Source organism: Fibrobacter sp. UWR3 (assembly GCF_900143055.1).
GTDB lineage: Bacteria > Fibrobacterota > Fibrobacteria > Fibrobacterales > Fibrobacteraceae > Fibrobacter.
Genome location: NZ_FRCW01000001.1, coordinates 217,304 through 232,755, shown reverse-complemented (window position 1 = coordinate 232,755; position 15,452 = coordinate 217,304). Strand labels below are relative to the sequence as shown.

Annotated in this window: 7 protein-coding genes; all 7 read right to left on the bottom strand. The window is 56.2% G+C overall.

What is annotated here, in order from left to right:
* Positions 1 to 39: 39 nt before the first annotated feature.
* Entirely contained in the window at positions 40 to 1,818 is a 1,779-nt protein-coding gene (locus tag BUA44_RS01150) for an Ig-like domain-containing protein (RefSeq protein WP_072807732.1), read from the bottom strand.
* A gap of 35 nt (positions 1,819 to 1,853) precedes the next feature.
* Positions 1,854 to 4,523 (bottom strand): hypothetical protein, encoded by a 2,670-nt coding sequence (locus tag BUA44_RS01145; protein ID WP_072807731.1) that lies wholly within the window; start codon positions 4,521 to 4,523, stop codon positions 1,854 to 1,856.
* A 152-nt stretch (positions 4,524 to 4,675) separates the two neighbouring features.
* Entirely contained in the window at positions 4,676 to 7,585 is a 2,910-nt protein-coding gene (locus tag BUA44_RS01135; protein ID WP_083579412.1) for a rhamnogalacturonan lyase family protein, read from the bottom strand.
* Positions 7,586 to 7,746: 161 nt separating this feature from the next.
* Positions 7,747 to 9,993 carry a family 43 glycosylhydrolase gene (locus BUA44_RS01125; RefSeq protein WP_178348718.1) on the bottom strand — a complete coding sequence of 749 codons (2,247 nt, stop codon included), beginning with the start codon at positions 9,991 to 9,993 and terminating at the stop codon, positions 7,747 to 7,749.
* A gap of 11 nt (positions 9,994 to 10,004) precedes the next feature.
* Entirely contained in the window at positions 10,005 to 11,663 is a 1,659-nt protein-coding gene (locus BUA44_RS01120; RefSeq protein ID WP_083579411.1) for a right-handed parallel beta-helix repeat-containing protein, read from the bottom strand.
* 15 nt (positions 11,664 to 11,678) lie between these two features.
* Positions 11,679 to 13,499 (bottom strand): glycosyl hydrolase 53 family protein, encoded by a 1,821-nt coding sequence (locus BUA44_RS01115; RefSeq protein ID WP_255370413.1) that lies wholly within the window; start codon positions 13,497 to 13,499, stop codon positions 11,679 to 11,681.
* A gap of 268 nt (positions 13,500 to 13,767) precedes the next feature.
* The gene (locus BUA44_RS01110) at positions 13,768 to 15,426 is read right to left on the bottom strand and encodes a family 43 glycosylhydrolase (RefSeq protein WP_072807729.1); all 1,659 of its coding nucleotides are present in this window, start codon (positions 15,424 to 15,426) and stop codon (positions 13,768 to 13,770) included.
* Between the last annotated feature and the right edge of the window lie 26 nt (positions 15,427 to 15,452).

The following is a 15,452-nucleotide window of genomic DNA, read 5'->3' as shown; positions in this document are numbered from 1 at the left end:
TTCCCAGCGTGCGCCAAATCTGGCAGAAAAAGCGAATTTCTAGAACATTACCCTGTAAGGGATCTGCCTGTCGAAGCGACGTCCCTTCAGGTCGCGGTAATTTTTATGCACAGTCCCGCGCATTTCGGCAGGGCGAGTCCGGCGAATATCGCGAATAAGGGTTGTCGAATCCGTCGCCGTAGAATCACCCGCGACAATAGACGTCGTGTCGGTCGCGGAGGTATCGCGCGCAGTCGTGTCCTGCGGCTGCACAGTCGAAGTATCCGTGCCCGCGCCGGCAGATTTTTCCACAAGCACCTCGACGCGGCCCGTATATTCCGTATTGTCGTTGCCCTTCACGGTATACTTGAACGAAGCAAGCCCGCTGAAATTCGCCTTGGGCGCAAACCTTGCCGTATAGCCGTCACCCGCAAGTTCTACGGTTCCGTTTTCTGCAGCAGAGACGCTGTAGGTCGGCGATACATCCTTGAACCCGCGCGTAATCGTGCGCAGGTCAAAATCGAGGGACTTCCCGCCCGCAGCCGTCGCGTGCATGGCACCCAGCCAGTTGATATACTTCTCGATACGCACGTAGCCATCGCTTTCCTTGGTCATCGCGTCATCTTTCGACTTGTCATAACCCATCGCTTCTTCGAAGTAATCCGGCATGCCGTCCTTGTCGGAATCGGTCGCGGTCTTCCCCGCAATCACCTCTCCCCAGCCGTTATTGGTCTTGAGCCCCATCGCGCCCACGCTCTTCACGAGCGCACCGGCCGTTCCAAGCGTATTCACCTGGTACCACACCAGCGAATCGATGTCGTCGTACGGAAGCACGCCGCTCTGCGACGTCACGTAGCGCCACGCACTTGCGGCACTGAGCATCGGGCCCGATGTCGTAAGTTCGCTCCAGGGTTTTGCAAGTTCCTCGCCCACGCCCTGATAGTAGTAAATACTCGAAGGCCCGCCGTTCAGTTTTCCGTCGCGGTCCGTATCGATCATGTTGCCGCTCGCGTAGATACTCTGGTTCTTGTCCACCTGGAACCACGGGTTACTCCCCTTCGGACCATAGACAAAGTAATTGTTCACGATGTCGTGATTGAAGTGCGTGCTCGTATGCGTCGTGTAGCCCGCCTCGAAGTTGTAGAGGATGTTGTTCACGAACACGTCGTTAATCTTGTCAAGCGGGTTTCGGTTGTGCGTGTTCACGAAGGCGTTGTAGTACCAAGCCCAAGTGCCATCCACCGATTCGATGTGCGCCCCAAACTGCTGCCCGATGGGGTTTGCAATCAGCGAGTTCTGCACCGTAATGCCCGTAACGCGGTAGCTTGCGTTGTCCGAGGAACCGCCGAAGTTGTTCCACGGAGCCAGTTCCACCGAGCAGTGGTCCACGATTACGTTCTTGGAATCGTAAAGGTTGAGCGCATCGTCCTTTTCGGAGGCGGTATTTTCGCCCGGACGGATTCGCAAATAGCGGATGATGATGTTGCTCTGCTTGCCGGTACTGAGCTTGCCGCCGTGAATGGCGATTCCCTCGCCCGGAGCCGTCTGCCCCGCGATGGTAATGTTGCTCTTGATGGAAACCGCCGTCTTGATGTTGATAATGCCACCCACGTCAAAGACCACAATGCGGTTGCCCTGGCTCACCGCGTCGCGGAAAGAACCCGCACCGTCATCGTTCAGGTTCGTCACGTGATACACGGTACCGCCGCGGCCACCCGTGACCTGCGCGCCAAAACCGAGCGCCTCCGGGAAAGCCAACGGCTCGGCACCTGCCCCGATAAAACCAAACACTGTTAGGCAAAGCGCCGAAACTGCCGTTTTTGTACCAAACATTCCCATAATCGACCATCCTTTCATCTTATTATACTAAAAATTTATCGCGTCAGGTAAAAACCCCTATGTTTTCGCTGCTTCAAGAGGCGTCCCTGCATGTCGTAAATGCGTCCAAGGCCATTTACATGCTTTCTCTGCGCACGCGGCCTTAACGATGTTGTCGTAGAATCTCCTGTCGCAGTCGTATCGCCCGCGACAATAGATGTCGTATCGTTTTCATCCTGTTCGCCCTGCGAGGCGTTCAAGGCTAGGCCCTGCGTCACGCCGATGTAGCGGCTAAAGGTATCGCCCGCGTTGTCCTTGAGCGTAAACTGCACGTAGCCCGCACCTGCAAAGTTTTCGGCGAGTTTCAACGTCAACCTGGAACCGTTCACGGTCGCCGTCACGCCGCTCGGGGCCGACACGGTATAGGTTCCGCCGTCGTAACCGCGGGTAAACTGCGAAAGGTCTATCACCTGGGTTTCGCCCTTCGCGAAGGTGTAGTGCGCGCGAGCCATCCATTCCAGGTAGCGTTCCAGTTCCGTCCAGCCATCGCCCAGGCGGTCCCTGTTCGCTTCGCTAAAATCGCCGCTCTTGGATTTCGGATTGTACCCGTACATATTTTCCCACCAGTCAGGGAGCCCGTCCAAATCGCTGTCGTAGTCGTCGGCCCGGATTTCGCTCGGGTAAGGCTCCCAGCCCTTGATGTTCGCCGTATCCTTCACGTCGGTTTCGCGATCGGGAATGCCCGCCATGCCACCCACGGAACCCTTCATGCTGTAGGTTCCGTTCTTGGTCTCGTTTATCACGCGGGTGTCGTGATTGTCAAGTACCGGCATGCGCTGGCCCACATCGCTCAGCACATCCTTGTAGGCGGCCTTCGCGCTCTGGACAGTCGCGTACGAGACAAAGAAGGGCTTGCTGTTCCAGGGTTCCCAATCCAGCACCTGCCCGCCGGAAAGCGAATACTCGCGACCGCAATTGTCGTTGGTGCCGTCGCAGGTGAACTTGCCGCCCGCAGCCTCGAGAATATTGTTGTGGTAGTAATACGCCTGCGAGCCCTTGCCCGTACCTTCGAACTGCGCACGCAATGTATAGCCGTGCAAGGTAGTGGCGGCGCCCTCCTTGTAGTAATTGCCCACGAAGTTCACCTCGTGCGCACCGCCATCGGTCACGCGGCTCACCCAGTTATAGACAACGTTGTTGAATATGTCGAGGCGACCCGCATAGTAGCCGTTCCCGTCGAGGCCACCGCCCAGGCTCCAGTTGCGGCCCGCATTGTGCGCAAGCAGGTTGTGGTGGAAGCTGCCGATATCGCCGCCGATGGTCGCCGCGTACCCATGTCCCGTCCCGACAGGGTAATTCTGGTGGTCCGCAATGTTCAGCGCTTCCGAAATCAGCGTGCGCTGCAGCGTAAGGTTCTTGCCGCCTCGGCTACTGAAGGCTTCGTCAATCGTCCAGCTGATGCTTGCATGGTCCAGTATGCTGTGGTCGCCGCCGGTGAGCCCCATGCCGTCGTAAGTGGCACCGTAACCCAGGCGCACGCGCATGAAGCGGATGACCATGTCCTTGCCCGTGAACCCGATGGGGGCGCTCTTGATGGTAATACCCTTGCCGGGAGCCGTCTGCCCCGCAATCGTCACGTAATCCTGATTGCAGACCAGGCGCGATTTCAGCTGGATCATTCCCGACACCTTGAACACGATGGTACGCGGGCCAATTTCTGCCGTGCACGCCTCGCGCAAGGAGCCTGCACCGTCATCGTTCAGGTTCGTCACGTACACTACCTTGCCGCCGCGCCCGCCGACCGCATTGCGGCCATAACCTTCGGCACCCTCGAACGCGACGCGGCCCGGCTTGAACGACCAGACATTCCCTGCCGTGACCGTTCCGTTCGCATCGACCTCATCTACGCGCCAGTAGTATGTCTGGAGCGGAGTCGTACCGCTCACCTTATACGAACTGCCGGATTGTTCACCCATGTAAACCGCAGTGTTCGAGGGCGTTGCCGCAAGCACAGCCGCCGAATCCGTCCCGAAATAGACGCGATGCTTTACGGCCGACTTCGCCGCCGTCCACGAAAGCGTCAGCGTGCCGTTTTCGTGCGGAGCGTGATAATCCAGATCCGCAGGCGAAGGCCCTGTCGCCTGTGCCGCCGCATTGGGCACGTTCAGCTCAAAGCCGTTCAGGGTAACCGTTCCCGTATTCAGCTTTATCGCGGTCGAGGCGCCCGTCCCGCCCACATTAAAAGTCACATAGGCAATCGCCGCCTCGCCTGTCGAGAGCGCACGATTCGTGGGCTTGACCGACGCCTGCTTCGAATTGTTCACGTAGACATCGATGCTGTTGCTTGCTGCCGTCCCATCGACATTGTTCAGGTACAAAAGGAGGCTGTGCGTCCCTGCCGCAAGATTCGAGAAGGTGAGCGTAATCGCCCCGCCACCTTCGACCATCACGCCGTCGCACACAAGGCGCGCATAGCTCGGGGACTGCACCCCGGCCTTGTACCAGTTGGCCTTGAGGTTCGCGCTTCCAGCGACATTCACCTTTACGCCCGAAAGCGTCGTATCTTTCGAAGCGACACCCGAAACCACCCAGGGCACGTAATTCGGTTCCGTAACCTCGCTCGAATTGCGGCCGCTCATGTCAAAATCGACCTTGATGACGGGCGATGCGGCAAAGGCAAGCGCCGCCGAGAGGCCCAATACGCGAATAGAATTCAAACATCCCATACAAAACTCCTTTCTGCCCTCAAAAATACCCTCGGATTTGCTCCGGGGGTAGGGTAAAAGAAATTTCCAGTTGTCCGCGGACTACGGCAGGCACCTGCGGTGCAAAAAAAAACGCCCCGGCTTCCGCCGGGACGTATCGTTTAGTTAGGAAACTACCGTTCGACTCTTACCTGCACCGCATTCTGCATCGTGCGACCATTGAACTTGACACGGACCATGTAAACGCCCTCGGGGAGAGCCCTGATTTCGCGGGACAAGTCAGACGCTCCTGCCGGAACATTTCTTGCAAGGCGCGCCACCTGGTGGCCAGTCATGTCAAAGAAATCCACCTGGGCATACCCCGATTCGCGGGCAATCAGCGTACCATCTGCAAGATTCAGGTGTATTCCGGCAGCAACGCGAATGTTACCAGCAAAGTCGTCTTCTGCGGTGTAATCGCCACGGGTAAGTCCCGTCGTTCCCGAAGAGTCTCCCGCGACTTCAGCGCTCAAGGTGTCTATCGCCGAGAGTTGCGTTGAATCCTCAAAAAGCACCACGCCTTCGACATCAAAACCGATCTGATCGATGTTCGGTGCACCCGCCTCTTCCAGCGATTTCAGATAAAGCACATTCAACCCCTTCTGGAGCGAAACACCCACCGAGACGCTATCCCAGGTATCCCAATCGGCAGTGGGCTTGAACGTCAGCGAACCGACCAGGTCTTCATTCATCTTCACCATAATGCGACGCGTATCCGTTTTGCCGTGGGCGTAGCGCAGCACCATCGTTGCATTCTTGTATTCCTTCGGCGAAACCAGGTGGTAAATGCCGTAGCTATCGAGACTGTTTTCGAAATCGTAGAATCCCGTGCCGCGGAAATTCTCGTGGTTGTCGGCAAAGGCTCCCTTTGCATCGGTCGGTACCGCCGCCTCGATATCGCTCCGAACCATAAGAGGAGCAGGTCCCGATTCCACGACACTCAGGATGGTGAATTTTCCGTTGCGAGTCGCTTCGCCAAAGTCAGCATTCCCGCCTTTCGTCGTAATCGTATAGGTAAACTCGCCCTCGACAACGGGAGTCCCGCTAAAATAGAGCGATGATGTCGTCGCATTCCACACGGCCGTCACGCCTGCCGGGAGCCCGTCAACATTCGCCCCGTCCGCATGCTGGATTGCGAAGGTGAACGGGACAATCGAATCACCCTTCACAATCACCTGGCTCGAACTACCTGCGCCCTGCTTGACAATCGCGGCCGCCTTCGGCGTGTTGTCGCCTATCAGCACGATGTCCGGCTTCGGGAACTTGCCCTTGTTGCCATGCAGCCAAAAACCCAGATGCGGCGGCTGGTTGTAGGCGGTATTCTGCCAGCTCATGCCATTGCGATAAACCGGGTCGTGCGCAAGCGTGTACATGCGATGTTCGGTAGGCGTGGTCGTCGTGTAAATGTAAAGCTTGGAGGCTCCATCGTGCAAGATGACTTCCTCGCGCCAGTCGCCCAGAATGTCACCGCTGAAATTCGGTGTCGCCTTGGTGGTGTTGCAACTGTTGCCCTGCATCTGGAAAAGCGTATTGCTCTGTTGCTTTGCGTGGTCCCACTTGCTGATGGTCGTATTGTCCAACAATTCGTCAAGCAGGTCACCATCCCAGTAGATACGGAAGTTGTAGGCGGGACGCTTGTCGGCCTTCCAGATTTTTCCCTTAGCCGTATAGGTGTTCCAGTTTGCAGCAGACCAGAGCTCATGTCCGCGGCTGTTGGAATCAACGTCGCCCGCGACGCCGCGCCCGTTGTCCCCGGAGCTCGTTTCGCTAAAAAGCAACTTGCCGGTGCGGGCATCGTGCAAATCGTATCCGTAGGGCTTTTCTTCGTGGACCTGCCAAACCTCGAGGCCGTCGTTGTCGGGCTCCAAATCGCCAAAGTGGATTGCATCGCCGTGACCCTTGCCTGTGCGGTACATGAATTTCCCATCGTGGTCAATGGCGCAACTTCCTTCAATGATTTCATCGAAACCGTCGCCATCCACGTCGCCTGCGGAAATGTTGTGATTGCCTTGCCCGTAACATTCCTTGCCGCTCGTCGCCGAATTGTGGTACCAGCGCTGCGTCAGCGATTTTCCGTCCCAGTCGTAGGCCGTGAGCGCCATGCGCGTGTAATAGCCGCGTTGGAAAACCATGCTCGGTTTCTTGCCATCGAGATAGGCATTTGTCGCAAGGAAGCGGTCGACGCGGTTCCCGTAACTGTCGCCCCAGTTCTTTACCGTACCGCGCCCTGGATTATAGGCGACGGTCGCCATTTCAAGTCCCGTTTCGCCGTTGAAAACCGTGAGGTATTCGTCACCGGTCAGAATGTATCCACTCGAATTGCGATAATCGCTGGTATGCGCCGCATTGGCCGCTGCGCCCTTGCTCAAGTACTTTCCGCTGGCATCCTTTGTTCCCGGCGCAGTCTTTACGGCAAGTTCCGCCTTGCCGTCGCCATCGTAGTCACCCACGAGCATCTGCGTGTAGTGCGCCCCCGCACGGATGTTTACGCCCAAATCGATGCGCCAAAGTTTTTTGCCGCTCATCTTGTAACAGTCAATGATGACGTTGCCCGTCTTCCCCTTCTGGGAATTGTCCTTGGAATTGCTCGGATCCCACTTGAGAACCAACTCGAACTCGCCATCTCCATCCACATCGCCCACGGCAATATCGTTGGGACTGTAGGTGTAGTCGCTACCGCCTGCAGGCCTGTCCAGGTTCACTGTCAAGAACTGCTCGCCCCACACGGGTACGGCATCGTCAGATGCAAGTTCCTTGCCGTTTATGACAGCCTTTACGGAATATCTGCTCGAGGTTGTCCCTTTCGCGTCGGTATAGTTGCTCGCCTGTGTCCCGCTGAGGTTCGCGATTTTCTCGCCATCGCGGTACAGGTTAAAGCCCGTCTCGGAGCCCTCGGTCCCAAGGACGCGCCAGCTGAGGAACACGCCCCCGCCGGTCTTAACCGCCACAAGCCCGCGGTTCAGCCATTCCATCTGGCGAGCCGCCTGCGACATGCCCACTCCAAGTGCGAGCGAAAGCCCAAACATCCACAACTTTTTCATCATCCAATCCTTTTTGAATTACAAGCCCCCGCACCACCGGGAACCTGCACCTATAATATATCTCCGGCACTCCAAATAGTACCTTCACCACCACACTTCCGGTTGTCCATAGACAACGGAGACAAAGGAGACAAGTTTCTTCGTGGGCACCTGCGGTACTTTTGTTACTTCGCAAAAACAGGCTGTCGGGCCTTGCGGTTGCCAGCACGCAGGGTATTTACCGTGCGGCCGTTCACGTAGAACCGCTTGCCTGTGCGGGCCTTGGATACTTCTGCAGGGGCAACCTTGCGCAGCACGGTCGTACCGGAGTCTGCACGCACGAACTCTATCTTGTCGATATTCGGGGCACCGTCTTCCGTGAGCGACGCAATTTCCAGGGTGTTTACGCCGGCGGGAATCTTGAGCGACAATTCCGCATCGTTCCATGTGGTCCATCCGCCCGTCGGTTCCAGGTCCAGCTTTTCTACCAGAACCTTGCCGTTTACCGAAATGCTTACGGGGCGGTTCGCGCTCCCGCCGTTCGCGAAAGTCAGCTTGACATTGCGTTCATCGCCTTCGGGCAGGCAAAGCGCAAACGTAATCGAGGAACCCACCGCATTGTCCAGGTTCGCGTAACCCTTGCCCGAAAAACCTTCGTGCTTATCCTCGAAAAGCGTCTGATTGAATACGGTATTTTCCGCCTCATATTTGAGCGAATCCTTGCCCACGAACTTGAACGTGGCACCAAGATTCACGTCCTTGCCGAGACTTGCCACAACGTATTCCTTGTCGAGCCCGCTCGCATCTCCGCTCCAGCCCGCAAATTCCCAGCCGTCCAGAGGGGTCGCGGTAAACGTGACGTTCGAACCCTCGGGAATTTCTGCACCGGCGATATTCTGGGCTATCGTCCCGCCAATTCCGGCATCGAGCGACACCTTGTAGCTCTTGCCCGACTTGATGAGTTCAATATCGTCGACGGCAATCCACTGGCTAGAGGAGCCCGCGGTGCTAAACCCGATGGTTATCTTCCCGTTCGTCACGGTGATGTTTTCCACCGCCTTCTTTGTCCAGTTGCCTGCAGCCGCGGCAATAGACACGTTCTGCTCGCTGCCACCAAAATCCTTCGCGAACATCTTCGCGGAACTCTGCCCGCCACTGCTCTGCACGTAGGCGCTCAGGGTGTACTTCCCGTTGGGTACCGTCAATGTCTGCGTGAGCGTCTTGCTGTCCGTCAGGTAGAGCCCCCAGCGGCCCGTGCGTTTCTTGGATGTGGAATTGATGTTGTTGGCATCGGCCTTGTCCAGTTTCCAGCCCGTCAAGGTCGTCTGGCTCACGCGATCCGCCTCGAATGTCGGATTCAGGCAATAGTTGTTACCCGCGCCCACGCTCCACGAGCCTTCCTTCACGTTGATGTTCCACTCGCTCAGGGAATGGAACACGGGTTTGCCCGTCTCGAAAGAAATAGGCAGCCACTGGTTGTAACCGAGGCCATTCCCGGCAAAATCGCTCCAGCGGTCACCCGCGTTCACCACGAACGAACCCTTCGAACCCTTCACCATGACAAAGAACCCGGTCTGAGTCACGTGACTAAAGTCGTGTTGCGTTCCTTCAAGCACGAACTCTTCGCTGTAGGGGCCCAGGATGTTTGTCGCCGACATGCAATATGTCTGCGAGGTATTCCAGCCATGCAAATCAGAAGAGCAGAAGTAGTAAACGCCATTCTGCTTGAACATGGCATTCCCTTCGCGGCCACCCACACGGCTCTTGTGGATATTCACCGTCCTGGAACCGTCAATAGCCAAGAAATCCGATTCACGGAGCGGTGCTACGTACAAGTTAGTACGGCCTTTCACGTTAGAAGCAATTACGTACGCCTTGCCGTCGTCATCCTGGAAAAGCGTCTGATCGCCGGTATTATTGTTCACAAAAAACGTCATCTCGCTTTCGGGCTGCACGCGCGCAAACTTGAACGGCCCCGTAGGGGAATCGCTGGTGGCAAAATACTCGCCGTATTCCCAGCTCGGGCTTGCCCCCTGGCCCGCGAGCACATACTTCTTGCTCTTCGCATTGTACACGACGCCAATGCGCCCGAACCATCCACCGCCCGCTTCGCTCGGCTTAAGCACGATTCCCTCGAATTTCCAGTTGACCAGGTCCTTCGAGGAATAGCAGGTGACGCCCGCAAATCCGGTATCGTCATTTTTCTTGGTGGGGTTCGCCGCGTATGTAACGGCACCGTTGTACTTGACTCCGTACCAGTAGAACGTATCGCCCACCTGGAGCACGCCTCCACCCTGCGAATAGATAAAGTTGCCGTCCGTATCTTTCCAGAAACGGTCATTTACGATAGTCTGCGCCGTAGCCGTACCGGCAAGGGATGCAACAAGCAATCCCCCGGCAAGCACCGTCTTGAATAAACTCATCTTTTTCATAAACCACCCCGTTATTTTGAATAAGTCCTGATTCTCGATGCCTTGCGGTCACCAGCACGCAGCGCATTCACCGAGCGACCGTTCACGTAGAACAGGTGTCCCGGCTGCTGCATATTCTGCCTGCGTTGCGGAAGCGGGCGCACTAAGGTCGTCGAGTCGCCCGCAGATACTTCCGTTGAATCCTCCGTCGAATCGACCGGCGCAACAGACGTATCGACCGGAACGACAATCGGCGTTACAGCAGTATCCTTCGGCGTGGTATCGACCGGCACTATAACAGGCGACACATAGCCGTATTCGTACGCACCCAAATCCGGAGCCTTGCCCTCGTACTTGAGACCCACATTCACGCCCTTGTCAATCATCTGGCTGTTCTTTGCGAGCTTCAGGAAGTCGATATCCGGAAGGCTACCGTCGGCCTGACGCGGGCCGAAAGCACCGCCGAGAGGCCCGAGTTCCTTGCCCGTCACGGTCATGCTCGGGTCAGACACGCTCACGAAATCCGATTCCTTCGGGGTAATATTCAGGTTCCAGGTATTGTATTCGCCCGCCGCATATTCACCGCCGATGTAGGCCGTCTTGTTCGGGAAGGCAATGTTGTTCTTCATCACGTGAGCCTTGCTGCCCTTGAGCACGACGCCGTCGGTGCGGTTGTCGTTTGCATCCCAGGTACTCGCCCACATGTTGAACGCCGTGCCGTTCATATAGGCCGTATTGTTGAACCAGTCGTTACCACCGCTGCTGTGATTTGCATAGAAACCAGACGCCTTGTTTTTCCAGGCCACGCAGTTGCGGATGGTGTGGCGCACCCCCGTCTTGCTGCTCCCCGCCTTGAAACCGTTGCCGTTGCCATCCTTCGGCTTGCCGGTGCCGTAGTTGCTGTAGCCGTGGCCCATCGCCCAGCTGTTCTCGATAACCACCGGGAATTCCTGGCTAATAAAATCCCAGCCGTCATCGCTGTTCCACCAGGCACGACAACCGATGAACTTCGTAGTATCGCCACCCTGCTGGTAGTGCACGCCAAAGCCGTCGGCATTCTGACCATCTCCCTGGCGCCCGTTCGGGTCGTAGTTGTCGTGACTGTCGCAGTTCAAGAACAAATGTCCGCCGCCGCTTCCCGAGCCCTTCTCGTTCACGAAGAATCCCGAACCGCCGTTGTGGTGGCTATCGATAAGTTCCAAGAAGATATGCTTACTGCGGGACACGTACACGCCCACATTTGATTCGCCCTTCATGGGAACATTCTTGACTTCGAGCCCCTTCAAGTGCAAGTACTGCGCCTGGATAAGGATACCAGAAGTGTACCTTACGTTGTTCGAACCGTTGGCAATCGGCATCTTGCTGAAGTCGATGACCGGCTTTTCGCCCGGGTATGCGAGGTAATGAATGCGCTTGTTGTCGCTTGAACCGCTCTTGGTCAGGTGAATGCCCGCGAACATGTTGTCGTTTTTCACATAGTTCGTGTCCGTATGCAGGTAGATTCCGCCGCGAATCCACACGGTATCGCCCGCGTTCACCACGGAATTCGCCTTGTTGAGGGTCGCAAACGGGCTATCCTTCGTTCCCTTGTTCGTATTCTTGCCAGCGGGGGCCACATAGTAGGTCGCCCCGAAAGTTTCCGCAGCAGCCAAGGCAATCACGGCCGCACACAACACGCGCTTCATTTTCATAAACACCTCATCCCGTTACTTTGAATATATCTTGATTTTCGATGCACGGTTCTTCAATGCACCCGCAGAACGCCCGTTCACCAGGAAGTTCCGGCCACCGTTACGGAGCGTATTGCTACGCACAGGGATCCGCTGGAGCACCGTCGTGCCGCTGTCGCCCACCACCGAGTCGCCGGGATTGACGGGGATTACCGCATTCTTATTCACGAACTCGATACGGTCGATATTCGGGCCGCCATCCTTCGTGAGCGAGGCGATAGTGATGGTGCTTGCACCCGCAGGCAACTTGAGCGTCACCACGCTAGAATCCCACGATTCCCAGGCACCCGTCGATTCGAAGTCCACCGATTCCACCTGCACCTTGCCGTTCACCGCAACACTTACCGGGCGATTTGCCGTAGAGCCGTTCGCAAAGACAATCTTCACGTCCTTATCGCCCTCGTCGGCAGCAACCACGGAAAGCGTCACCGAAGAACCCACCTCGTTATCGAGATTCGCGTAGCCCTTGCCCGAAAAGCCCTCGTGCGTCGACTCGAGAACCGCCTTGTTGAACACGCCGTTTTCCGCCTCGTACTTGAGCGAATCCTTGCCCACGAACTTGAAGGTCGCGCCCAGGTTCACATCCTTGCCGAGACTTGCCACCGTGTATTCCTTGCCGTTACCCGTGTTGTCGCCAGTCCACGCCACGAATTCCCAGCCCTCCTGCGGAACGGCCGTAAAGGTCACCTTGCTCCCTTCGGCAATTTCACCACCCTCGATGCTCTGCGCAATCGAGCCGCCGTAAGCGACCGTCGTCTTCACGTTGTACTTCTTTACGGCCTTGCCGTTCTGCACCCAGTCCGGGAGCGTCGCGTTATATTTTTTCGCGATATCGCGCAGTTCCCTAAGGCGCGCATTCGCCGTGTATTTCTGGCCATCGCGATCAAACATCGGTTTTTTGCTGTAACGGGTCGGCTCCCACACGAAGGTTCCCCAGCCCAGGTCGCCAAATTCATAGAACACCGAGTTCACGAGGGCCGTGCGTTCGCCCGTATATTCGCAGCTCAGCACCGCCTTCTTGTTCTTGACCACGAGCCCGAACATATCGCGCCAATCCTGCCCGTTGTTCGTGGTGCCGTAGGTGGAACCGCAAATGGCATCGTAGTCGATATTCGCGTGAATCTTGCTGTACCAATCCGCGAAGCCCTTCTCGGGGCGCGGCTGTCCATGCTGCATCACAATCTTGATGGAAGGATCCGTCTCGCGCACCGCACGCACGCCCGAATTGATGATATTCGCGAAGTCCGCCGTCTTGCTCAGCGAAACGCCCGCCACCTTCGAGTTGATTTCGTTACCCACCTGCACCATGTCGGGGCGCAGCCCCGCCTTCATGAGCGCATCCATGGTCGTCTTCACGTGGTTATAGGCGAGCTTGCCCATCTCGGCATTGCTCTTGCCCGCCCACGAGGCCGGAACATTCTGGTGGCCGATGGATGCCCACGTGTCGCTCATGTGGAAATCCAGGAAGAATCCCATGTTGTGCGCCTTGATGCGCTTGGCGAGCGCAATGGTATGTTCCAGGTCGCACCAGCACACGTTGGAATTTGCACCGGAGTAACTCTCCTTAGCGTAGCCGATGCACGAATTCACGAAGGTGCGCACGCGGATAAAGTTGATTCCATGATTCTGCAGGATATCAAAGAGGTCCTGCTGCTTGCCGTTATCGTAGTACTTTGCCCCCAAGGACTCGTCTTCGAGCACCCACGAGACATCGACACCCACGATATACGGGCGCGCAAGCGCCGCAACCGCCACGGCACCCAGGACCAGCGCCGTTTTCCTGATGATTTTACCCATTCCAAACATCCTTCACTCCTTTGTTTTTAGTTAATATTTTGTTGTACTATAAGTTGTACTACAATTTTCCATAAATATAACTCTTTTTACTATAAAACGTACTATATTTTTTGAAAAAATTTAAAATCGCCGTTTTCGAGCGAAAAACGGCGATATTTAATGTAGAACAAGCGTTTTCTCACCCGTAAACAAGCCCTAGCGCGATGGCGAGCAGGCTGAGCACCGCAATCTGCTTGACGATGGCGAAATTTTCACGGTCGAACACGCTTCACCTCAGCTCGATTTTCTGGATGCGGCCGCCAAGCCTTACCACGTATGCGCCGGGGGCAAGGTTATTCACCGCGACTTGCGCAGCGTGCCCACGGGCAACGACCATGCCGTGCAGGTTCATCAGGGCGTAATCCGCAGCCTGCGAGAACCGCAACCCATCCACGCGAGAAACCCCGACAATCCGTGCACCGAGATTCCCAGGCGCCGCGACTAACGACATAATTTCTGCGGAACTGCTCGACACGTCCTCGAAGCTGGAACTTTCGGGCGCGACCTCTACGCTGGAAGAACTATATGCAGATTCGTCGCCCATATATTCAAACTTGAACGACTGATTCTGCGTTCCGGTCTGTTTCCACACGACAAGCGGCATTCCCGCCTCCGTAGAGATGTTCAGGACATCGCCCAGGTATTCACTTGCGGTATCCGCGTACAGGCGGTAACCGTCATCCACATTAAAGTTCTCGATGATAATCCTGTTTTCGGCATCGACGGTCTTTGCGGTATCAAGCAGGTTTCCCTTTCCGAACGAAAGATACTTTCCCGTTTCGATATTTCTGAGCGTGTAGGTGTAACCATCGATTCTCTTGAGCGCCCACAGCTGCGATTCACTTTCTTCGGAATCCATCTGGATTACCGCAGAAGCCGCATCTTCGAGACTCAGGCCGCTGTGCCGCGCCTTGATGCGGTAAACGCCATCCCTGATCGGCGCGTGGTCAACCTTCTTTACGCCTGCGTCGGTCATGGTGATGTTCGCGATGGTCGAATCGTTTTCGTAGTAGGCGTAGTCCACACACAGCGCACGACGGAAACTGCCGCCAATCGCACCCGTATGGTAGATATAGTACCACTGGTTACGGAATTCAACAAACGCCTGGTGACTCGTATTGGAATTCTTGTTGTAACCGACAATGACCTTGGAATTGGATACGGGTCCCGTCGGGCTTTTCATGGTCGCCTGGCCAATGCGTTCTTCCCAGCCGTAGGCATACGTCAAAAAGTAGTAGCCGTTCCTTTTATGAACGTACGGAGCCTCGGTAAAACTGGGCGGCGTCACGTTGAACATGTTGCCTTGCAGTTCGACCATGTTTTCCTTGAGCCTGTAGCCCATCACGGCGCCGTTGCCCCAATAAATATAAGCCTGTCCGTCGTCATCGATAAAGACGGTCGGGTCGATATCGTAATTCACGCCGCTATTCGCCGGAGTCATGTCGCTTGTAATGAGTGCCTTGCCGATGGCATCCTTGTACGGGCCTGCCGGATGGTCCGCGACGGCGACGCCAACCGCAAAGTCCCTGCCGTCGTGCACGGTCACATACCAGTAGAACTTGCCGTTACGTTCGATAGTCTGGCTCGCCCAGGCGCTGCCACGCGCCCACTTGAACGACTTGATAGAAAGCACGGCCCCGCGATCCACCCAGGTATCCATATCTCCCGAAGAGAATATGTGCCAGTCGTTCATTATGTAACCTTCGTGACCGGCGGGCGCCTCATCATGCCCCGTGAAGATATACATGGTATCGTTGTAAACGAGCCCTGCGGGGTCTGCCGTGAACATGTTCGTGACAATGGGATTACTTGCAGCAAATGCACCAACGGCAAGCGACAAGCCGACTCCCATAAAGCCGCCCCGAAGGGCGTTTCCCAATCCGTACATCCAAACACTCCTGCTTTTAAGACAAA